Raw genomic sequence first — 21,123 nt, forward strand, 5'->3', positions numbered from 1 at the left:
GCCTGCGGTCCTCATGCGGTGGCAGTCGCCACGTGCCGCCGCACGAGCAGGCGACGGGGATGGTCCCGTCGCTTCCGATCCAGCGCCTGCGCGGACGACGGCGCGGGCGACCAGTCCACCGCGACGAGATCGCCCACCGGATGGGTGGCCAGGACCTCGTCGTCCCGGCGCAGGTAGACCCCACCGTCCAGGACCGACAGCGCGTCCGCCTCGACGAACTTCTCCACCACCTCACCGCTGACGCGGACCTCCACCCGTGCCCGCGGTCCAGCCGCGCGGCGCGAGAGACTTTCCACCTCCTGCTCCAGCAGGGCCGACCAGGCCCCGCCCGTCGGCGTCGCGGCCACCAGCCGCCAACCCGCCTGGCCCAGCGAGTTCAGTGTCTCCACGAGACTCTCGGCATCACCGGTCACCATCTGATAGCGAAACTGGCTCATTCAGTGATTGTCGTAGATCGGTGCGCACGGTCCACTGGGTAGCTGGGTCGGCCCGACGGAAACGGTGACGGGCCGTCGGCGTTGCACGCAATGCGGAGACCGGCCTTCCATCGCGGCAGCCGGTCTCCGGGAGGGCGATGGGATCGGTGACGCGATCTCGACCGCCGGAAGGTTCTCCAAGCTGCGCCGCTACCGGACGGCTTCCCGACCGGCACGCGCCACGCCGGATCGCTTGCGGGCGCAGGCCGCCCCGGTCCGCCTGTGCGTCGACGGCCGAATTCCACGTGCCCCACATCAGCCTGTCGGACGTTCCAGTAGCCGTTGGAAGGCTGTCTATCGGGAGGACAGTCGTGCTGCTGGAGGAGCTCAAGTCAGGGCTGCGGGTCGACGGGCTCATCCCCGACGAGGCCATCACGGTCATTGTCGCGCAATGGCACGGCTCCGGCGCGCTCGAACTGACCTACAAGACCGCCGCCGGCGTCCTGGGCCAGCAGACTGCATAGGCAACCGGATAATCAAAACATCGACCACTCGGGCTTCTGGGGCCGCCGGTCCTCACGCCGGCTGCATCCTGCATCACCCGGAAATTGCGAAGGACAGGGCGCCGGCGTGGCCAGTCGAGCAGTCAGCGACGGTCTGCACGAGCACCTGATCACAGCCAGATACCGGGCAGCGGTGGCGGCATTCGGAAAGTGTGGAAGCGATGCCAGGCGAAGTAGGGCTCCCGGAGCGGTGTCCACCATGGCGTCGTTCGGCCCGTGAAGTGGGCGGCCGCGTAGTCCATGAGGGTGGGAACTGCCTGAGCATCCGCGGCAACCAGGATTCTCCCGCCCTCATCCACGCTGATGAAACCGTGCTCGTACAGGCTGTCACAGCCGAACATGCAGGCGAGCATGCCGACATTGGCGAGATCCCGTCTTTCTTTTTCCGCGCAGGCGGATCTCTTTTTGATATGGGCAGCTACCAGGAACCTGTAGGGGAAGTTGCGCCCACACAGTGCGCAACGGTCAGCTCCCACGATGAGCAGATGACGCTTGAGGCGCGCCTGCTCGCCGCGCTGAGCCCGTATTACTTCTCGCTCAAGGGTTCCCTCGAAGAAGGGAGTGGAGGGCGCCGGCTCTTCGGAGTCCTCGAAGAAGCCCTCAGGAACGCCTGCCGTCGGAACATCCAGTCCCCATAGCCCCGCGAGGTAGTCGGCATCGTCGTCAGTAATGACATGCGCCTGCTGCAGGACAGCCTTCGGATTCCAGCCGATCACGGAGGTCACCTCGGTGAACGGTATCCGCACCTGATGAAGATTGCTTATCGCATACATATATTCCCAGGTGAGGCCGTTGTCGTCGTCACCCCAGAGGCGACGCGCGACTCCGGGGCTCCGGAAACGATAGGCGACAGTGCCGCCGGAGAAGAGCGCCCGACCACTGTAGAAGAAGACGGCATCACCGGCACGGAAGGCGTCGATCTTCTTCCTGTTACTGCCACCCTTGCCCGGTGTGAGGCCCCACATCGGCGCCACGCCCTCGGGGAACAACTCCTTGAGCGCGGTCCGATCCTCCGCGGACAACAGATCCTCATGGTCAGCGAAGCTGACCGGGGTCAGGATGGTGCGCTCATACCTGCCCCGGACAGCCGGTGTGCCCTGCGCTGCCGGCTGTAGCAGGATCCGCATGTCGTCTCCGGGCTGACGCGTGGGTAATCGGACAATCTAGACTTTAGAGTAGACGATTCGGTTGGTTGTCAGCTACCCCGTCCTAGGATCGTCTCGGCACAACGGAACGCGGATGGATCTCGGTGCGTCTTCCGCTCTGAACGAGTCCGCACCGGCCACCGCTCCGGCGAGCCACTAGATCACCGTCTTCCGCGTGCGGACTCCCTGCACCTGCGCGATGTCGCCTGCAAGGTCCGTGATGGCAGACGTCGGCCGTTCGCGGTCGACACCAGGCAGTATTTGCGCAGGTCATCAACGGCGGGCGAGGTGATTGAAGCAGTGCCGGTGGTGTAGCTGCGACCTGCATCCCGATGATCTCGGCCGCCGTTGATCCGCAGGGGGAAGGACTAGCTGCCCGGTGCGCTGCTGAGTCGCCGAAGGCCACCTCGCTGGCGCGGAGACGGGCTGCCTATGATTCGGCCGTTCCGGGTCGGTCCGCTGTCTCCTGGATGATGATCCTGACAGTGCGGATCGGGTTGGTGCTTCGTCGGGACGCCGGTGGGTGACCGGTGTTACGGTGGCTCCGGCGCACGATGATGAGCAAGGCTGGTGTGTTCTTGCACTGCCCAGTGACGGGCAGTGCAGAAGCAGTCACCCACACGTGCCGCGCCTGCGCGACCGGACGGTGCTCAACGCGGGCGTCATCGACATCGCGAGCCCAAGACGCGGTTCTACGGGGTGAAGACCCTGAACTCCGACAAGATCGCCCTCGACTTCAAGAACGGTCGCCGAAGAGATCATCGCCAACCTCCGCCGGGACGGCATCAACCTCGTCGTGAAAATCGAGATCGAAGCCACGAAGACCACCGGCTTCGAGGAAGGCCAGGTACGCACCGTCTCCGAGAATGCCGGAACCCTGAAGTTCGACCAGTCAGGCTTCGAGGAGATCTGAGCGGCCCGGGCCCGTTCTTTGGCCGCGGTGTCGGTCAGCGCGGTGTCGGTCAGCGCCGCGTCATTGATCGGTGTCGTCGTCCGCTGCCTCCTGCTCCATGGAGGCCCGGCTGGCGTGGAAGATCTCCGCAAAGCTCGCGAAGCGTTCCAGGCCGCCGTACTTCGGCGTGAACTCCCAGGCCACCCATTCGCCGTCCGGGCCGGGATCGGCCGGATCCAGCAGCCAGAAATCCTCGCCGCTCGCGATCACCAGCGATCGACGGAAGAGCGACAGCATGTCGCTGTCGTCCTCGTCGTCGTTACGCGGCTCCCCGTAGAGGTCGATGAAACCGGTGCCATCTGGTGTGTCGCGGAACCAGGCAACCTCGGCGCTCGCGTGCAGCTCGTCGATCCACTCGGCGGGGTTGGGCCAGCCGTCGCTTGTCGCCAGAAAGCTGCGGAAGGTCGGCGGGAGGCGGACGGCCAGGCGTTGCTCGGCCGCCACCACCGTCTGCTCGGCCGCCGGCTCGTGACCCGCCCAACGATGCTGGATCTGCTCGTCGGAGAGTTCGCCTGGAGCGGCCATGCGCAGATACGTCTCGCTGTACTCGCGCAGATAATCGCGCCACAGCTCGGGGGTCGTCAGCGCGGGTGCGGCCAGGGGCGCGTCGCCGTCGGCGAGCTTCGACATGAATCCGGCCTCCTTGTCGGGAACGTCGGTATTCCGCCAGTCGGCAAGCTATCACGGGCCGATGTTCGCCCCGGACGAGCGCAATGTTGTTTCCCGCGGAATCGACCTGCCGCAACGAAAGTTCGTTCGCGCCTCCTGGCTTTGGCCGATGAGTTCGGTGGGGGCGCGGGTGTGCCGTCCTTCATCCGCCGGTCGTGACGGTGGCCGTCGCGCGCAGGATGGTGTATTCGGCCAGGTAGGCCTCCGTCTCCCGGCACCCTCGGCGCGGAGAGGGTAAGCACCACGCGGGGATCGCGTTCCCCGTTGCGCACCTTCACGTAGCGGCCCCTACGGCCGCCGACGATGTCGTCGCCGTCCAGGCCGATCCAGATGACGCTCACCTGCGGGCTGCCGTGCGGATTGATGGACCGGCATGTGCCAGGCCCGGTCGCACAGACGGCTCACCCCGTAGCATTCCGGTGTGAGCCGGCTACCGTCACCGATCAAGCCGCAGGTGATCGCCGGGCGGAGAGCAGTCAGATGACCATGCCCGGCAAGGTCCCTGAGTGGGGAGAGGACGGCGATGTCCGCGGAACCGGTTGACCCGACAGGCGACGCCCCCACCGGACGTGATCCCGACCGTCCGTCCCCGCCCGATCCCCATCCGGCCGCGGACCCCGACGCGACGCCGCCGATGGACCCAGACTCGGGGCCGGACGCCGAGCCGGGCGCGCCCGAACCGACGGGCGACGACCGGAAGTCGACCCGTCCGCTCGATTGGGACGGCTCCTTCAGCCGCACCTGGAACGCCGGCATGAGCGAGCAATGGGCGAACCAGCGCGCCGCCGAGCAGGAACGCGAGTGGGAGGATGAGCAGTTCGAGCGTTTCCACCAGGAAACGGTGCGGCAGGTCGACGCGGAGTCGGCGCGTGAGGAGGCTCGGCTGCGGGCGGAGCAGGATCGGTCGGCACTGCCGGGCAGTCGGTCCGCGCAGAGCGCGGCGCGTGAAGAGCTCTCCCGTAAGCTGGACAAGCTTGATCGGCTGGCACCTCCTCTTGTTGATGACTCGGACGCAGCCGACCGGCCAGAGTGATCAAGTCGCAGCCTGACCGACGATCACCAGGGGGAGTCGTGCCTCGGCTCGGGTGAGGCAGGCCGCTCAGGTGAGGGCAGGTCGCGGCGAACTTGCTCGGCCGAATCGGCGAGGGCGCGGCGAGCCTGGGTGGTGTTCGGGTGGAACGGGCCGTGCTCGCGCATTGAGGCGGTGAGCGCACCGCGGTGGAGACGTACTGCATCGGCGGGTCGGCCGGCTTGGCGGTAGGTGTCGGCGAGGCTGTCTCGGCTGGCTTGGGCGTCAGGATGCTGGGCGCCGAGGAACTGCTCGCGTAACGCGAGGACTCGTTGGTTGAGGTCGATGGCCTGCGGCAGCCGGTGAGCGGCGCGATAGGCGTCGACGAGTCTGTCAGCGGTGTGCAGGGTGCGGGGATCGGCGACGCCGTGCGCCCGGCTCCGATCTCCGAGTAGCCGTTCAAACTGAGGTATGGCCATTTCGACCTGGCCGTTGCCGCGGTACGCGGAGGCGAGGGTGTCGCGGACGCGAACCGTGCGCGGGTGCGAAGCCCCGAGGATGCCTTCATGGCGGTCGAGCGCGCTTTCGAGGTGAGGGACTGCTTCGCCAGGGCGCCCCAGTCTGAGGTGGGTCTCGGCGAGAAGTTCGCGGGTCCGCGTCGTCTCCGGATGATCGGGGCCGAGCACGCGCTCACGCCCCGCCAACACGCGATCGAACATGGGCACAGCACGCTCGGGCCTGCCGGCATACATGTCTACCTGGGCCAGACCGAACGCGCTTTCGAGGGTGTCGGGGTGGTCAGGGCCGAGGATGCGGTCGCGGTCCGACAGGGCTCGGTCGAGTTCTCGGGTGGCGTCGTCGAGGCGTCCGGCCTGGCGGTGGGTGAGGCCGAGTTGGTGGCGGGTGTGCAGGGTGTCGGGGTGGTCCGGGCCGAGGACGCGGGTGCGGGTGGTGAGGGTCTGCTCGAACAGGGGCGTGGCGTCGCCGGGGGAGCCGAGGCGGCGGTAGGCGATGGCCAGCTGGTGGCTGGTGCTGAGGGTGGCGGGATGGTCAGTGCCGAGGATGCGGCGGCGGTCGGTGAGGGTGTCGCGGAGTAGGCGAGTCGCCGCGTCGCCGCGTCCGGGAGTGTCGTCGTAGGCGCCGCCGAGGCTGTGGCGGCTTTCGAGGGTGTCGGGGTGGGTGGGGCCGAGGGTGCGGGTGCGGGCGGCGAGGGTGCGTTCGAACAGGGTGGTGGCCTGGTCGAGGTGACCGGCGCGTTGGTAGGCCCAGGCGCGGGTGGCCTGGGATTCGAGGGTGGCGGGGTGGTCGGGGCCGAGGAGGCGGGTGCGGTCGGCGAGGGTGCGGGTGGCGAGGTTGCTGGCGTCGTCGACGTGGCCGGCGGCGAGGGTGGCGCGGGTGAGGGTTTCGCGGGCGGCGAGGGTGTCGGGGTGGTCGGGGCCGGCGAGGTGTTCGCGGGCGGTGGCGGCGCGTTCGGCCAGCGGGAGGGCCTGCTCGGGTTGGCCCTGTTCGAGCAGGTAGGCGGCGGCGTGCTCGGCGAGCCAGGCCGCGTGCGGGTCGTCGGCGTGCGGGTCGTCGGCGGGAGGGTCGCCGGTGGGAGGGGTGCCGGTGGGAGGGGCAAGGGCGGCGAGGGCGTGGGGGAGGAGGTCGCGCCAGGCGGGCCAGGCGGCGGGGTTGCCGGCGATGTCGGCGGGCAGGGCGGCGTGCAGCAGCCGGCGCAGGGTGGCGGTGAGCTGGTCGGCGTGGTCGGGGGCGGTGTCGGCGCGGACGACGGTGCGAACCAGGTCGTGCATCCCCACCGTGGGGCCGTCGCGGTGGGCCAGGGCGGAGCGTTCCAGGGCGGCGATGGTGTCGGCGAGGTCGAGCAGGTTGGCGGCGGCGGCGCGCAGCTCGGGCTGGGCGAGGTCGTCCGGGTCGGCGAGGAGCAGGTGCAGCGGCAGGCCGGTGGCGTCGGCGTGGGCGGTGAGGCGGAGCAGTTCGGCGGCGGCGGGGGAGTCGGCGTCGAGGTGGCGCAGTGGCTCGTCCCAGAGGGTGGCGACGGTGACGCCGGGGCGGCCGGGCACCTCTCCCTGGGCCAGCACGCGGGCCGGCTGGTCGAGCAGGGCCTGCAGGTAGGTCTCGGGGGGCAGGCGGCCGGCGGTGATCCGGTGGGCGGCCTGGTCGAGGGCGAGCGGGTGGTCGGCGAGTGCGGCGGCGAGGCGGGTCGCGATGGTCGGGTCGACGGCGGGTAGGCGGTCGGTGAGCAGGGCGATCGAGTCGGCGCGGTTCAGCGACGGCAGGGCCACGACCGGGCCGAGACGGTCCCAGTCGGGGTTGCGGGACGTCAGCAGCAGGCGTCCCGTCTCGCTGGGGCGCAGCCAGTCGGGCAGGGCCGTCTCGGCGGCGTCGTCGAGGACGATCAGCCAGCGGCCGTCGGCGCGGTCGAGGCGGGCGAGCACGGCCGCCGGCTCGGCGCGGTCGGGTAGTCCGAGCGCGGGCGCGAGGGCGCGGACTCGGTCGCTGAGCAGGTCGGGGCTGGTGGCGGGCACCCACCAGACGGCGTCGAACTCCCGGCGATGCGCGCGGACGTACTCGGTGGCGACGCTGGTCTTCCCGATGCCGGCGAGACCCGTGACGGTGACCAGCGGGGAGCGTGCCAGCGCCGCGTCGAGGCGGTTGAGCGCCTCGTGGCGCCCGATGAACGCCGCGGGCGGCGTCGGCACGTTCCACACGGCCGGCAGCTCGCCCGGGTGGATCGCCGGATGAGGCCGGCGGGCGAAACCCGCCGTCCCAGCGCCGTCGCCGCGTCCGCCCGGTGTGCCGCCCTCGCCGTGGTCGCCGTGGTCGCCGTGGTCAGTGCGGTCAGGGCGGACGGCGGCGAGCAGCGCGGTCTCGCCGGCGAGCACACCGCGGTCGAACAGGTTGATCGGAGCGATCTGGCCGAGCAGGCCCGGCACCGGACGGTCGGTCACCCGGGCGACGAGTAACCGGCGGTCCCCGTCGGCCACGCGGGGTGACCAGGCCGCTCCCCACTCGGCGACCGCGTACTCGGAGTTCACGTACCCGTCCGAGACGACGGCGATCGTGTACCGGGCCTGCCGGGTCGCCCGGTCCAGCAGGGCGGTCCAGTTGCTGCCCGGCACCCGGTCCCACGACTCGACGAGAACGCGCAGGCCGGCACCCTCCAGCGCCCCGGCGATCCACTCCGCCCACGCCCGACCGTCCTCGGCGAATGACACGAAGCAGTCGAGAGCGTCCCCCTCGCCCCCGACGGTCACCAGACAACCATCCCACAGCGACCAAAACGTTCGACGATCTCCGGTTGGTAGAGCGGGCGCTACACTGATCGTCGATGAGCGGCTACGCGCGATGGGCGGATAGCCGCGCCGAGCAGGTCGCCCGTGCCGGCGGCGAGGACGCCGTCGAGGCCGGCAAGAAGGAACTGCTCGCGGTCGCGGTAGGTCACCGGCTGGCCGAGGTGCGTCGGGCGCGGGGCCTGACCCAGCAGCAGGTTACCGAGCGGATCGGCGTCACCAAGGGCCGCGTTCCCCGGATCGAGCAGGGCAGGATCTCCGGGCAGGACGTCGTCGCCCGGTGTCGCGGAACATCATGATCGGCTAGGGGGCCCAGATCGTGTCGACGGGCATGACGTGGAGGCGGTCCTCGAACGTGTACGAGCGGGCCCCCAGGTAGAGGGCCACTCCGGCGACGAAGGCGTCGCCGGCGGCGTCACGCAGTTTGCGGAGCGGGGCGAGGTCATCGCCCGGGACCCGTCCGGCGGCCTTGACCTCGAAGGCCACTATCGATCCGTCGTCGCGTTCGACCACGAGATCGACCTCGTCCCCGTCGCGGGTGCGCCAGTGGCCGACCCCGCTGACCCAGTCGGCCCAGGAGGCCTGTTTGAGCAGCTCGGTCACGACGAACGTCTCCAGCAGATGCCCGAACTCGGTCAATGCGGTGGGGTTGCGCGCCGCGAGCTTCTGCGGCGTCAGGCGCAGCAGCCGGGCGGCCACACCGGAATCGAGGACGTGGACTTTCGGTGACGCGGTGGATCGGGTGGTGAGTGTGGTGCCCCAGGCCGGCAGGCGGTAGAGCAGGAACACGGCCTCGAGGAGCCGGACGTAGCTGTGGGCGGTCTTCTCGTCGAGGCGGGCGCTGGCGGCGGCTCGAGTGATGTTGAGGATCTGTGCGGTCTGGCCGGCCAGCCGTTCGAGCAGGGCGGGCAGCGCGGCGGCCTGGCGGATCCGGCTGAGGTCGCGGACGTCGCGTTCGAGGCTGAGGCTGACGTAGTCGTCGAGCCAACGGTTGCGCGATGCGAGGGAAGTGCGCGCGAGCACCGAGGGGAACCCGCCGGCGGTGACGCTGTCGATGTACTCCTCGCGGGTCGTCGCCGAGGGGCGCGCCGCGGCTGCGGTCACGGCGGTGGCCGGGTCGGTGAACAGGTCGTCGAGCAGATGCTCGTGTACTCCGCGCACCTCACCCTGTGACAGCGGGTAGACGGGCAGGCGGTGCAGGCGACCCGTGAGCGCCTGAGCGGCACGGGGCAGTGCCTCGTGGCGGGCCGAGCCGGTGAGGACGAAGCGGCCCGGCCGGCCGTCGCGGTTGAGCTCGGCCTTGATGGCGTCAAGGATGATCGGGACGTGCTGGTACTCGTCGATGCAGACCGGGCCGGCGCCCGTGACGAAAAGCGCGGGATCCCTGGCCGCCGCGTCGCGGCTGGCCAGGTCGTCGAGGTCGATCAGCTCCGCACCGAGGTCGGCGGCGAGGCCCCTGAGCAGAGTCGACTTTCCCACGGACCGAGGACCTTGGAGAAGTACGACGGGCTCCTCCGCCAGCCGGCCTGCGACGATCGGTGCCAGCCGTCGCGGCACCAGTCCGTGCAGCTTGGTACTCATGGCTACAACTCTAGGTGACCTACGGATTTGGAGCCCATCGAACGCCGGATTTGGAGGGCCCTGAGTCGGGGATTTGGAGCACGGTGCTGGCGTCTAGCGGTTGGAGGTGATCGGGGAAGGTCAGGCAGGGCGCCAGTTCGACTCCGCGCACATCATGATCGACTAGGGGGGCCAGATCGTGTCGACGGGCATGACGTGGAGGCGGTCCTCGAACGTGTACGTGCGGGCGCCCAGGTAGCAGGCCACGCCGGCCACGAAGGCATCGCCGGCGCCGTCGGTACGTCGTCGCAACGTCCACGGATGACCGGGTACGTCGTATGCTGAGTGAGTACTCAACCAAAAGTCCGGTCGGCCGTGGCCGGCGATGCTGACGTGGGATCGGAGATGGGCGATGAGCGGTCGGGTGGCGGGGAAGGTCGCGCTGGTGACGGGGGCCGCGCGCGGACAGGGGCGGGCGGACGCGTTACGGCTCGCCGAGGAGGGCGCCGACGTGATCGTGGTCGACGTCTGCGCGCCCCTGCCAAGCGTCGACTACCTCTCCGCGACCCCGCAGGACCTGGCGGAGACGGTCTCGCTGATCGAGAAGACGGGGCGGCGGGTGGTGTCCGGGATCGTGGACGTCCGCGACCTGGCGGCCCTGCGCAGCATCGTCGACGACGGCGCGGCGCAGCTCGGGCGGCTCGACGTCGTCGTCGCCAACGCCGGCATCTGCATTCCGCGGGCGTGGGACAAGGTGACCCCGCAGATCTACCAGGACACGATCAGCACGAACGTCACCGGCGTGTGGAACACGGTGATGGTCGGCGCGCCGCATCTCGTGCGGGCCGGCGGCGGGTCGATCATCATCATCAGCTCGGCGGCGGGGCTGAAGGTGCAGCCGTTCATGGTGCCGTACACGACCAGCAAGTTCGCGGTGCGCGGCATGGCCAAGGCGTTCGCGGCGGAGCTGAGCCAGCATCACATCCGGGTCAACAGCGTGCACCCGACCGGCGTGAACACGCCGATGGGCACCGGCAGCATGCGCCAGCGGATCGACGAGGCGATCGCCGGCTACGATCGGCTCGGCCCGATGTTCATGAACCTGCTGCCGGTCGACGGCACCGAACCCGAGGATGTCGCCGACACCGTGCTGTTCCTGGCCTCGGACGAGTCGAGGTTCATCACCGCCCACGAGATCGCCCCCGACGCCGGCAACACCGAGTTCTGAGGCCGAGGTCCGAGGTGGGGCGCGGTGAGGGGAGCGCGGAGTCGGGAGCGCCGGGGGAGCCGGGGGAGCCGGGGCTGACCGCGCGGGAGCGCATCCTCGCCGCCGCGGAGGTGCTGTTCGCCGAGCACCGGTTCGACCGGACGTCCACCGCCCGCATCGCCGCGGCGGCCGGCGTGCCCCACGGGCTGATCTTCTATCACTTCAAGACCAAGATGGATCTGTTGCTCGCGGTCGTGCAGCGAGATCGGGTGACGACGCTCGGCGAGCTCGACCTGCCTCCGTCCGACCTGCCCCCGTCCGAGGGGACGGATCCCCGCCGGGCGGTCGCCGAGCTGTGGCGGCATCTCACCGTCGTGCTCGGCCGGCCGTCACCGGTGCATCGCATCGTCCTGCAGGAACTGGCCGTCCACGAGGAGATCCGGCGGCGGGCGATGGAGAGTACCGACGCCGCCGCGGCCGTGATCGCCGGCCGGCTCGCCCGGATCTTCGGGCGCGACGACCCGACGCCCGAGCAGGTCGCCGCGGCCCAGCTGCTCACCTTCGCCGCGTCCATGGCGCCGCTGCTCGACCAGCCCGACCACACCCTCGTCGACCCGGACGCCCTCGCGGCCCTCCTGGCCCGGGGCCTGTCCCCGCCGACCCCCGAGTCGCCGCCGTCCTGAGTCGCCGCCGTCCCTTGAGCCGGCCGCCGTCCTTGAGTCGCCGCGCCGGTGGCTCAGGGGGCGGTAGCGGCGGAACTGGGGGTGGCGGTGGGGTCGGCGACGTGGGTGTCGGTGACGCCGAGCAGGCCGAGCAGGCGGGCGCGGGCCTGCTCGAAGCGCGGGTCGCGGCGGTCGTCGAACAGCTCGCGGGTCTCGATCTGTTCGTCGAGGCGGCCGTCGCGCAGGACGATCACGCGGTCGGCGAGTTCGAGTGCCTCGTCGACGTCGTGCGTCACCAGCAGCACGGCGGGACGGTGGCGCTCGTGCAGCTGGCGGACCAGGGCGTGCATGTGGATGCGGGTCAGCGCGTCGAGGGCGCCGAACGGCTCGTCGAGCAGCAGCAGCTCCGGCTCGCGGACCAGGGCGCGGGCGAGGGCGACGCGCTGCGCCTCGCCGCCGGACAGCGTCAGCGGCCAGGCCCTGGCGTGGTCGGCGAGCCCGACCTCGGCCAGTGCCTTCGTCGCCTCGTCGCGCCCGCGGGAGCGTGGCAGGCCGAGGGCGACGTTCTGCCACACCCGGCGCCAGGGCAGCAGCCGCGGCTCCTGGAACACCACCGACCGCAGCGCCGGCACCTCGACGCTGCCCTCGGCGACCGGGTCGAGGCCGGCCAGGGTGCGCAGCAGGGTCGTCTTGCCGCCGCCGCTGCGCCCGACCAGCGCCACGAACTCCGACTCGGCGATGGTCAGGTCGAGCTGGTCCAGCACGACGTGCGAACCGAACGCGCGGCGCAGGCCGCGCACCGTGACGGCGCCCATCGGCGTCACCTCCCTCGCCAGGCCAGCAGGCGCCGCTCGGCGAGGCGCACGACCACGTCGGTGATCAGGCCGAGGGCGGCGTACACGACGACGACGACCATCAGGATCTTCGTCTGGAACAGCGACTGCGCGTTGTAGATGAGCAGACCCAGGCCCTTCTGGGCGTTGATCTGCTCGGCGACGACGAGCGCCAGCCAGCTCAGGCCGAGCGAGTAGCGCACCCCGGTGAGGATGCTCGGCATCGCCCCGGGCAGGACGACGGTGGCGATCAGGCGCAGCCGGTTGAGGCCGAACTGGCGGCCCATCTCCAGCAGGCGCGGGTCGACCGTGCGCACGCCCGACATCGTGTTGATGTACATCGGCAGGGCCGTGCCGATCGTGATGATGAGGATCTTCGGGGTCTCGTCGACGCCGAACCAGAGGATGAACAGCGGCAGGATCACCAGGAACGGGATCGTTCGCAGCATCTGCAGGGTGGCGTCGAGGGCCTCCTCGACGGGCCGCCACAGGCCGACCGCAACGCCCAGCGAGAGGCCGACGGCGATGCCGATCGCCGCGCCCGTCAACGCCCGGCGCACCGACACCCACAGGTTCGACGGGAGCTGCCCGTTGTTCCACAGGGTGACGAACTCGTGGGCGACGTTCCACGGCGCGGGCAGGACCTCCGTCGACCACCAGCTCGACGAGCTGCCGACCTGCCACAGCGCGACGAGCAGGATCGGCACGATCGCCCGGCGGACCAGGCTGGGGACCCACAGCCGCCGGCGGCGGTCCGTGCCCCCGGCGCTGAACGTCACCCGCCGCCCGCGTGCCGCCGCGGGCGAACCCACGGCGGCACGCGCGACGACGGCGGGCTGCGTCCCGGGTGCCGCGTCCTCGGGCTGCGTCACGGTCGCCACGGCACCCGGGTCTCCCATCGTCGGTTCACCAGTGCCTTACTGGACCGTCGTGACGGCGAAGTTCGCCGGGAACTTGGCCTTGTAGGAGGTGATGGCGGCGGCGATCGCCGGGTTCAGCTTCGTGTTGTAGCTGCCGGCGACGTCGACCTTGCCGGGCAGCAGGCCGGCGGCCTGGAAGGTGTCGGCGATGCCCTGCTGGTCGGCCAGCGCCTTCGGGTCGACGGGGCCCACGGCCGAGTTCGCGCTGTTCTCCGAGGCCTTGAAGTTGGCGGTGACGGACTCCAGCGGCTGGTTGGTGTTCGTAGCCGTGATCTTGTTCCACTCGGCGGGGTGCGCCCGGGTCCAGGCGAACGACGCCTCGATCCGACCGATGTAGTCGGCGATCGCCGCGGACTTCGCCGGGTCGTCGAGGTCGGTGGTGTAGGCGTTGTAGGCGCCGACGAGGCCGCCGAGGCTGCCCTTGAGGATCGGGCCGCCGTCGGCCAGGATCGGGTTGCCCTTGGCGACCGCGACCTGGACCGTCTTGCCGAACCCGGCCAGCGCGTCGACGCTGCCGCCGAGCAGCGCGCTCAGGCCGTCGGCCGGGGTGAGCGGCACCGGCTGGATGTCCTTGAAGGTCAGTCCGGCGCTGGCGAGCTGCTTGAGCAGGAAGTACTGCGTGGTCGTGTTCTTGGTGTACGCGACCTTCCTGCCCCGCAGGTCGGCGATCGAGGTGATGCCCTTCTTCGCGACCGTCCACTGCAGCGACGTCGGCAGGCGCAGCGTCGCGACGGACACGAAGTTCGGCTTGGTGCCCCCCGCGGCGATCAGCACGTTCGCGACGCCGCTGCCACGGGCGAGGTCCGCGCTGCCCTGGTTGACCGCCGCGGTCTGCGCGCCGCCGTCGGGGTAGGTCTGGAACCGCACCTTGTACGGGGTGTCGAGCAGGCCGGCCGCCTTGAGCAGCGCCTCGTCGCCGCCGATCGCCGCCGGGTAGGTCGCCACCCGCAGCGTGACCCCCGACAGGTCGGGGCCGCTCGACGCGGCCGCGGCCGGGCTGGCCGCCGCGCTCGACCCGCCACCCGAGTCCGAGCCGCAGGCCGCGAGGGTCACCGCCAGGCCGGCCGCGACGGCGACCGCAACGGCGCCGCGCACGCGGCCGCCGATCCTGCGCTGGACTGATCCCCGCTGATACATCGAAAACTCCCACATGATCCACTCCCGGCGTCCCCGGGTCCGGGTGAAGGTTTCATGCCATGACGTGCTTGTCAACAGAAAGCATAGAGATGGTGCGCGAAGGGCGGTGCAGGTTACAGTCCAGGCAAAACGGTGAGACGGGCGCGGGTTTCCGTGGGTGCGTGCAAGCTGAGCGTCATGGCCTGATCCACTGACGAAGTAGCGGTGCGTTCGCGAGTGGTGACACGTTCCGAACACGTTCCGAACACGTAGCGACGACGATCGAGGGCATCTGGTGGAACTGGGAATCAACACGCTCGGCGGCGTCTCCGCCGACCGGCGCACCGGGCAGACGCCGACCGAGCACGAGCGTCTGGCGTCGATCGTCACCCAGGGCGTGCTCGCCGAGCGGCTCGGCTTCGAGGCGTTCTCCGTCGGGGAGCACCACGGCGACCCGCACTTCGTGACGAGCGCGCCGCCGGTCATCCTCGCCGCCATCGCCGCGCAGACCGAGCGGCTGCGGCTGATGACCGGGGTGACGCTGCTTCCCCTGCTCGACCCGGTCCGCGTCGCCGAGGACTACGCCACCCTCGACGTCCTCTCGGGTGGGCGCGTCGAGATCGTCGCCGGGAAGGGCAACTTCGCGAACGCCTCGCGGCTGCTCATCGGCCAGGACGACCCGGACCGCGGGGCGTTGCTGCGCGAGCACCTCGACCTGCTCCTGGAGATCCTGCGCACCGGGCACGTCCCGAGCTGGCCCGCCACCTCCCGCCCGGCGTTGAGCGACGCGCACGTCACCCCGCGGCCGGTGCAGCCGCAGCTGCCGGTCTGGCTCGGGGCGACGCGCAACGTGGACTCCGTCGAGCTCGCCGCCAGCAAGGGCCTGCCCGTCCTGGTCGCCGGGTTCCGCGCCGGCACCTACGCCGACTTCGCCGACCACTACCGCGAGGCGTTCGCCGCCGCCGGCCACGACCCGGCGCGGGCCCGGGTCGCGTCGCTGTCCACCGTCGTCGTCGACCACGACGAGGCGCGGGTGCGCCGCGAGTACCGGGCCTACTGGGAGCAGACGGTCAACGCCGCCGCGCAGCGCAACCAGGGACTGCGCCAGGACAACCGGGCGCAGCGGCTGCTCGACCAGGGCTTCGACGAGCTCACCGGACCGGAGGGCCAGATCCTCGTCGGCACCCCCGAGTACGTCGCCGAACGCCTGATCGGGATGCACCAGGATCTCCGCCACGACCTGCACTTCCTCCAGATCGACAACGGCCTGGGGACGGCGGGCACCGAAGAGATCATGCACCTGATCGCCGAGGAAGTGGCCCCCCTCGTCCGCAAGGAGACCGCGCTCAGCGCGGCATAGGAGACAACCAGATGACCGACGAACACGGATCGCTCGACGACGGATCGCCCGACCGCGCGCCGGCCGACCACCGACCGCTGCGGTTCGGCACCTTCCTGTTCCCCCGCACCGTGGCCGGCCGCGCGCTGCTCGACCATGCCGCGCAGGCCGAGGAGCTGGGCTACGACCTGATCGCCGTGCCCGACCATCCCTACAACCCCGACTACGTCGACCAGGTCGCGCTGCTGTCGGCGGTGGTCGGCCGCACGTCGTCGATCCGGGTGCTCACCGACGTCGTCAACCTCGCCCTGCGCCCGCCGGCGGTGCTGGCCAAGACGGCGTGGACGATCGACCGCCTCGCGCCCGGCCGGCTCGACCTCGGCCTCGGCACCGGCGGGCTGTGGGACCAGATCGCCGCGATCGGCGGGCCGCGGTGGAAGCCACGCGAGGCCCGCGAGCGGTTGGCCGAGGCGATCGACGTCATCCGGCTGCTGTGGTCCGGCGATGCCGACGTCACCTACGCCGGCCAGTACTACCAGCTCGACCACCCGCAGCCGCTGCTCCCGCCGCAGCAGCCGATCCAGCTCTGGATTGGCAGCGGCGGCCCGCTCATGCGCCGCCTGACCGCCGGGGTGGGTGCCGGCTGGATCCCCAACGGCAACCGCCTCGACCTGGACACCGTCCGCGCCGACGCGGCGCACTTCGACACCGAGCTCGCCGCCGCCGGCCGGTCGCGCACCGCCGTCCCGCGCCTGTACAACGCCTTCTTCGGCCACAAGCTCCAGGACCGCTCCGAGGGCTTCCTCGTCGGCCCGGCCAGCCAGTGGATCGACGAGCTCACCGCCCTCGCCCTGGAACTGGACTTCGACACGTTCGTCCTCGGCGACCGCGAGACCCCCGTCGAACACCTGCAGATCTTCGCCGACCAGGTCATCCCCCAGGTCCGCGCTCAGGTAGCCGCCGCCCGCCCCTGACCCCGACCGGGTCCACCCCCCTGCTTATCCGGAGGGATATATCGGACGCGAAACCCTCCGGACAAGCAGGGACCGCCGCGATGGCCGTCCAGCCGAGCGGAGGCCGCAGCCGTCGAGGACTCTGGTTTAGCAGGGATGCCCGAGCCGGCGTCGGGCCGGCGGGTGGGCGGGTCAGCTGCGGCCGAAGGCCTCGCGGCGGATGACCTGGAGGAGGGTCGGGGCGCCCTCGCTGGTTGTGATCTCGATCGTCTGGCCGACGAACCGGTCCTCGGACGCCTGCGACAGCAGGCAGTGCGCGAGGTCCGCGCGGCTGGTGAACACGCCGTCCAGCGGGCCGTCGCTGACCTCGTAGGGCGAGACGTGGTCGGCGTCGAACAGGCCGGACGAACGGATGACCGTCCACTCCAGGCCGCTGTCACGCACGATCTGCTCCATGGCCCGCATGTCCGCGTAGGTGCTCCGGCCGATCGTGCGGGCGATGAGCGGCTGCATGACCCGGTTGAGCAGGAACCCGCCCTCGGCGTGCGGGTGGGGTTCGACGGCGGTGGAGCTGACCACGGCCAGCCGCTTCACGCCGAGCCGGGCCATCGCGGCCGTGAGGGTGGTCGCAGCGGTGCTGTAGACGGTGATCGGCGCCCGCGCGAACGGCACCCCGATGCTGCTCAGCACCGCGTCGACCCCGTCGACGGCGCGCGCGGTGGCGGACTCGTCGGCCACGTCGGCCCCGACGACGCTGAGCCGCGCGCCGGCCAGCGGGAACTCCGTCGGCCGCCGCGTGACCGCGACGATTTCATGGCCCGCGTCGAGGGCCTGCCGCACCACCAGCCGCCCGGTGGGCCCGTTCGCCCCGAATACCGCGATCCTCATACCTGCCTGGCCTCTCGCGTGGGAATCGTTCGCGTCGCGGCGCGGTCTGATTCGTCCGCGCCGCAGCACCCTGCGCATACGTCGAGTCCCGGCCGTCCGGTGTGACAGGCTCACGGATGCGTCTCGGCGAACGCCTGGTCAGGTGGGACTCGCCGCATCGACGTCGACGGTTCCGTGAGCCCGACGGCAAACTCGTCAACCTCTTCACCCCGGTCACGCCGGAGGCCAGGGCCAAGGTTCGGCCGGCGACCGCGGCGACGACTCCTGCGTATCCGGAGGGATAAATCGGGCGCCGAACCCTCTGGATAAGCAGGAGGAGTGCAGGGGCGCGCGTAAGGCCGGCGTCGTGGAGCGCGGTGGGGCGTCAGGCCCTTGGGGCGGATGGGACAGCGGGGTCGGCGACAAGGATGACGGCGAGGGTGCGGGGGCCGTGGACGCCCTCGACGCGGTCGAACTCGATGTCGCTGGTGGCCGACGGGCCGCTGATGAGGGTGATCGGGCGGGTCGGGTCCAGGCGGGCGAGCAGCTCGGGAACGCCGTGGACGACCTGGTCGGCCCGGACGACGCAGACATGGACGTCGGGCACCAGGGTGATCGCGCGTCGGCCCTGGTCGGGGGAGCCGTCGAGGGCGATCGTCCCGGTCAGCGCGCAGGCCGCCGCGCAGGCGGTGACCACCGCCGCGAACCCGTCGAGCTCGGCGGGGGTGAAGCCGCCGTCAACGACGCCGTCCGGGCACCAGCCCGCAGGCAGCCCAGGTGGGACGAGCACCGCCCCGCCGCCCCGCCCCGCGGAACCGGGCGGGTGTTCCGCGGAACCGGGTGGGTGTCCGGCCGAGGCGAGTGAGTGTTCCGCGGAACCGCGTGGGGGGTGTTCGGCGGAGCGGGGTGGGTGTTCCGCGGAACCGGGCGTGGGCCCGACGGAGGCGGCGGCCAGGGCTGCGCGGATCGCGGCCGGCTCGCCGCCGGGGGCCGCGTCGACGACGGACGCCCGGTAGTCGACGAGCCGGCGGCGCAGCAGATCGAGCAGCGGCGCGCTGCCGGGCGCTGGGCCGTCGCCGCGGTGGTAGTCGCGGGGGAGGTCACCATCGTCGTCCGCACCTGGTCCGCGGGCTTCGCCGCCGAGGCCGACGCCCGCGTGGGCGTTCGCGGCCCGGATGCGTGCCAGCACCTCCTCGCGCGCGCTCACGCCGAGCCTTCGGGCTCTGCCGAGCTGGGCGGCGCTGGCGAGCTGGGCGGCGCTGGCGAGCCGGGCGGTTCCGCGGAACCGGCCGGTGTCGCGGGATGAGGTGTGCCGCCGCGGGTGCGGGACCACCACTGGCGGAAGGTCTCCTCGGGGGGCCGGGGCGCGTCGCGGCTGGATGTCCACGCCGACAGCGGCGGGGGCAGCGAGGACAGCCGGCCGGTGGCGCGGCCCGCCAGGCGGCCGAGGCGGGAGGCGGTCTCGGCGGCGGCGAAGCGGGTGGGGGAGGACATCACCCAGGCGGCGGCGGCCATGGTGAGCGCCTCCGCGGTGGGCAGCGGGCGGGCGCGGGCGGCGTCGACGTGGGCGGTGCGCAGGCGCACCAGCAGCGACGGGATGTCGATGCGCACCGGGCAGACGTCGTAGCAGGCGCCGCACAGGCTGGAGGCGTACGGCAGCGAGGCGTTGTCGTCGCTGCCGGTATGGATGCCGGTGAGCTGCGGGGACAGCACGGCGCCGATGGGGCCGGGGTAGATCGAGCCGTAGGCGTGGCCGCCGGTGCGTTCGTAGACGGGGCAGACGTTCAGGCAGGCCGAGCAGCGGATGCAGTGCAGCGCGTCGCGGCCGACGGCGTCGCCGAGGGCGGCGGTGCGGCCGTTGTCGAGCAGGACCAGGTGAAACGCCTTCGGCCCGTCGCCGGGGGTGACGCCGGTCCAGATCGACGTGTACGGGTTCATCCGCTCGCCGGTCGACGACCGCGGCAGCAGCTGCAGGAACACCTCCAGGTCCCGCCAGCTCGGCACGACCTTCTCGATGCCCATCACCGTGATCAGCGTCTCCGGCAACGTCAGGCACATCCGCCCGTTGCCCTCGGACTCCACCACCACCAGCGAGCCGGTCTCGGCGACGCCGAAGTTCGCTCCCGACACGGCGACCTTCGCCCGCAGGAACGTGCGGCGCAGGTGGGCGCGGGCGGCCATCGCAAGACGGCGTGGTTCGGCGGTGAGCGACGGGTCGACGCCGGGCATCTCGCGCAGGAACAGCTCGCGGATCTCGGCGCGGTTGCGGTGGATCGCCGGGACCAGGATGTGGCTGGGCACGTCGTCGCCGAGCTGGATGATCAGCTCGGCGAGGTCGGTCTCGTGCGCGGTGATGCCGGCGTCGGCGAGCGCCGCGTTCAGGCCGACCTCCTGGGTGGCCATCGACTTGACCTTGACCAGTTCGGTTGCGCCGGTGGCCTGGACGAGCCCGGTGACGATCGCGTTCGCCTCGTTCGCGTCGCGGGCCCAGTGCACCGTCCCGCCGCGGGCGCTCACCTCGGCCTCGAGCCGGACCAGGTGCTCGTCGAGGCGGGCCATCGTCGCCCGTTTGATCGCCTCGCCGGCGAGGCGGAGCTGCTCCCAGTCGTCGAGTTCGCCGACCGCCGTGGCCCGCTTGGCGCGGATGACCCCGGTGGCGTGGCCGAGGTTGCGGCGCAGCTGGCTGTCGGCGAGCGCGTCCCGCGCGGCGGCGGGGAAGGGCCGGTCACCACGCAGCTGCCCGACGCCGGGCGGCGCGGGGATCCCGAGGAACGTCGCCGTCATCGCACGCTCGCCTGGGTGCCGGCCGCCTGGGTGCCGGCCGCGGGGGTGCCGGGGTGGCGCGTCGCCGTCATCGGACGGCCGCCTGGGTGCTGGCGAGGATCTCGGCGAGGTGCACCGTGCGGGTGGCGGCCCGCAGCCGGGTCAGGCCGCCACCGATGTGCATCAGGCAGGACGCGTCGCCGGCGGTCGCCACCTCCGCGCCGGTGCCGAGGACGTGGCGCATCTTGTCGGCGAGCATCGCCGTCGACGTCGGCGCGTTCTTCACCGCGAAGGTGCCGCCGAACCCGCAGCAGGTCTCCGCCTCCGGCAGCTCCAGCAGCGTCATCCCGGCGACCTGGCGCAGCAGCCGCAGCGGCCGGTCGCCCACCCGCAGCAACCGCAGCGAGTGGCAGGTCGGATGGTAGGTGACCCGGTGCGGGTAGTAGGCGCCGACGTCGGAGACGCCGAGCACGTCGACGAGCAGCTCGGACAGCTCGTACGTGCGGGCCGCGACCGCCTCGGCGCGGCGGGCGAGCGCGTCGTCCCCGGCGTCACGGGCGAGGGCGGCATGCTGGTGACGTACCGAACCCGCGCACGAGCCGGACGGGGTGACGACGACGTCGGCGTCGGCGAAGACGTCGACGTGGTGGCGGACCAGCTCGACCGCCTCACGGGCGTAGCCGGTGTTGGTGTGCATCTGCCCGCAGCAGGTCTGCCCGGCGGGGAAGACGACCTCGTGGCCGAGGCGTTCGAGCAGCTCGGTGGTGGCCTGCCCGACCCGGGGGAACAGCGCGTCGACCAGGCACGTCACGAACAGCGCGATCCTCATCCGGCCTCGCCCCCGGGCCCGACCTGGCAT

General features: G+C 71.5%; 20 protein-coding genes. 7 read left to right on the forward strand and 13 right to left on the reverse strand.

Annotated elements, in window-relative coordinates; all coding sequences use genetic code 11:
- Positions 1-11 precede the first annotated feature (11 nt).
- On the reverse strand, positions 12-437 hold the full coding sequence (locus FRAAL_RS14525; RefSeq protein ID WP_011604473.1) for a hypothetical protein: 426 nt from the start codon (positions 435-437) through the stop codon (positions 12-14).
- 350 nt (positions 438-787) lie between these two features.
- Between FRAAL_RS14525 and FRAAL_RS33025 the strand changes: the two genes are divergently transcribed.
- Positions 788-940 (forward strand): DUF8742 domain-containing protein, encoded by a 153-nt coding sequence (locus FRAAL_RS33025; protein WP_011604474.1) that lies wholly within the window; start codon positions 788-790, stop codon positions 938-940.
- A 149-nt stretch (positions 941-1,089) separates the two neighbouring features.
- Here FRAAL_RS33025 and FRAAL_RS14530 read toward each other — a convergent pair whose 3' ends face one another.
- Both FRAAL_RS14530 and FRAAL_RS14535 read right to left on the reverse strand, forming a co-directional pair.
- Positions 1,090-2,106 (reverse strand): hypothetical protein, encoded by a 1,017-nt coding sequence (locus FRAAL_RS14530; protein WP_011604475.1) that lies wholly within the window; start codon positions 2,104-2,106, stop codon positions 1,090-1,092.
- Between the two features lie 991 nt (positions 2,107-3,097).
- A complete protein-coding gene (locus tag FRAAL_RS14535) occupies positions 3,098-3,706 on the reverse strand; it encodes an SMI1/KNR4 family protein (RefSeq protein WP_011604478.1) in 609 nt (202 codons plus the stop codon).
- Between the two features lie 562 nt (positions 3,707-4,268).
- Here FRAAL_RS14535 and FRAAL_RS14540 point away from each other — a divergent pair.
- On the forward strand, positions 4,269-4,778 hold the full coding sequence (locus FRAAL_RS14540; RefSeq protein ID WP_011604480.1) for a hypothetical protein: 510 nt from the start codon (positions 4,269-4,271) through the stop codon (positions 4,776-4,778).
- Between the two features lie 23 nt (positions 4,779-4,801).
- Here FRAAL_RS14540 and fxsT read toward each other — a convergent pair whose 3' ends face one another.
- On the reverse strand, positions 4,802-8,008 hold the full coding sequence (gene fxsT / locus FRAAL_RS14545; protein WP_011604481.1) for an FxSxx-COOH system tetratricopeptide repeat protein: 3,207 nt from the start codon (positions 8,006-8,008) through the stop codon (positions 4,802-4,804).
- 74 nt (positions 8,009-8,082) lie between these two features.
- On the opposite strand from fxsT, the gene FRAAL_RS14550 reads away from it, so the two are divergent.
- Entirely contained in the window at positions 8,083-8,343 is a 261-nt protein-coding gene (locus FRAAL_RS14550; protein ID WP_011604482.1) for a helix-turn-helix domain-containing protein, read from the forward strand.
- 4 nt (positions 8,344-8,347) lie between these two features.
- Here FRAAL_RS14550 and FRAAL_RS14555 read toward each other — a convergent pair whose 3' ends face one another.
- Positions 8,348-9,625 (reverse strand): ATP-binding protein, encoded by a 1,278-nt coding sequence (locus tag FRAAL_RS14555; protein WP_011604483.1) that lies wholly within the window; start codon positions 9,623-9,625, stop codon positions 8,348-8,350.
- A gap of 162 nt (positions 9,626-9,787) precedes the next feature.
- Entirely contained in the window at positions 9,788-9,916 is a 129-nt protein-coding gene (locus FRAAL_RS35565) for a hypothetical protein (RefSeq protein WP_257720629.1), read from the reverse strand.
- A 100-nt stretch (positions 9,917-10,016) separates the two neighbouring features.
- Here FRAAL_RS35565 and FRAAL_RS14560 point away from each other — a divergent pair, with 100 nt between their 5' ends.
- Both FRAAL_RS14560 and FRAAL_RS14565 read left to right on the forward strand, forming a co-directional pair.
- Positions 10,017-10,832: a mycofactocin-coupled SDR family oxidoreductase gene (locus FRAAL_RS14560; RefSeq protein WP_041939329.1), complete on the forward strand. Its 816-nt coding sequence runs from the start codon at positions 10,017-10,019 to the stop codon at positions 10,830-10,832.
- Between the two features lie 14 nt (positions 10,833-10,846).
- Complete coding sequence (locus tag FRAAL_RS14565; RefSeq protein ID WP_011604486.1) at positions 10,847-11,494, forward strand: TetR/AcrR family transcriptional regulator; 648 nt, start codon at positions 10,847-10,849, stop codon at positions 11,492-11,494.
- Positions 11,495-11,547: 53 nt separating this feature from the next.
- On the opposite strand, the gene FRAAL_RS14570 is transcribed toward FRAAL_RS14565, so the two are convergent.
- Genes FRAAL_RS14570 through FRAAL_RS14580 form a run of 3 tightly spaced genes read right to left on the reverse strand, consistent with a single transcriptional unit; the run spans position 11,548 to position 14,321 of the window.
- Positions 11,548-12,288 (reverse strand): ABC transporter ATP-binding protein, encoded by a 741-nt coding sequence (locus tag FRAAL_RS14570; RefSeq protein WP_011604487.1) that lies wholly within the window; start codon positions 12,286-12,288, stop codon positions 11,548-11,550.
- 5 nt (positions 12,289-12,293) lie between these two features.
- The gene (locus FRAAL_RS14575; protein WP_162137475.1) at positions 12,294-13,178 is read right to left on the reverse strand and encodes an ABC transporter permease; all 885 of its coding nucleotides are present in this window, start codon (positions 13,176-13,178) and stop codon (positions 12,294-12,296) included.
- Between the two features lie 45 nt (positions 13,179-13,223).
- Positions 13,224-14,321 carry an ABC transporter substrate-binding protein gene (locus FRAAL_RS14580; RefSeq protein ID WP_050997128.1) on the reverse strand — a complete coding sequence of 366 codons (1,098 nt, stop codon included), beginning with the start codon at positions 14,319-14,321 and terminating at the stop codon, positions 13,224-13,226.
- 316 nt (positions 14,322-14,637) lie between these two features.
- Between FRAAL_RS14580 and FRAAL_RS14585 the strand changes: the two genes are divergently transcribed.
- Both FRAAL_RS14585 and FRAAL_RS14590 read left to right on the forward strand, forming a co-directional pair.
- Positions 14,638-15,702, forward strand: a complete 1,065-nt coding sequence (locus FRAAL_RS14585; protein WP_011604490.1) for an LLM class flavin-dependent oxidoreductase — start codon at positions 14,638-14,640, stop codon at positions 15,700-15,702.
- Positions 15,703-15,713: 11 nt separating this feature from the next.
- Positions 15,714-16,655, forward strand: coding sequence for an LLM class flavin-dependent oxidoreductase (locus FRAAL_RS14590; RefSeq protein ID WP_011604491.1), 942 nt, complete (start codon positions 15,714-15,716; stop codon positions 16,653-16,655).
- A gap of 171 nt (positions 16,656-16,826) precedes the next feature.
- On the opposite strand, the gene FRAAL_RS14595 is transcribed toward FRAAL_RS14590, so the two are convergent.
- From FRAAL_RS14595 to FRAAL_RS14610, 4 genes are all read right to left on the reverse strand, one after another.
- Complete coding sequence (locus FRAAL_RS14595) at positions 16,827-17,522, reverse strand: NAD(P)-dependent oxidoreductase (protein WP_041939330.1); 696 nt, start codon at positions 17,520-17,522, stop codon at positions 16,827-16,829.
- Between the two features lie 364 nt (positions 17,523-17,886).
- Positions 17,887-18,708 carry a LutC/YkgG family protein gene (locus FRAAL_RS14600; protein ID WP_011604494.1) on the reverse strand — a complete coding sequence of 274 codons (822 nt, stop codon included), beginning with the start codon at positions 18,706-18,708 and terminating at the stop codon, positions 17,887-17,889.
- On the reverse strand, positions 18,705-20,285 hold the full coding sequence (locus FRAAL_RS14605) for a lactate utilization protein B (protein WP_011604495.1): 1,581 nt from the start codon (positions 20,283-20,285) through the stop codon (positions 18,705-18,707). The genes FRAAL_RS14600 and FRAAL_RS14605 overlap by 4 nt, the downstream gene beginning before the upstream one ends.
- A 67-nt stretch (positions 20,286-20,352) precedes the next feature.
- Complete coding sequence (locus tag FRAAL_RS14610) at positions 20,353-21,093, reverse strand: (Fe-S)-binding protein (protein ID WP_041939331.1); 741 nt, start codon at positions 21,091-21,093, stop codon at positions 20,353-20,355.
- Positions 21,094-21,123 lie beyond the last annotated feature (30 nt).

It is taken from the genome of Frankia alni ACN14a, from assembly GCF_000058485.1.
Taxonomy (GTDB): Bacteria; Actinomycetota; Actinomycetes; order Frankiales; family Frankiaceae; genus Frankia; species Frankia alni.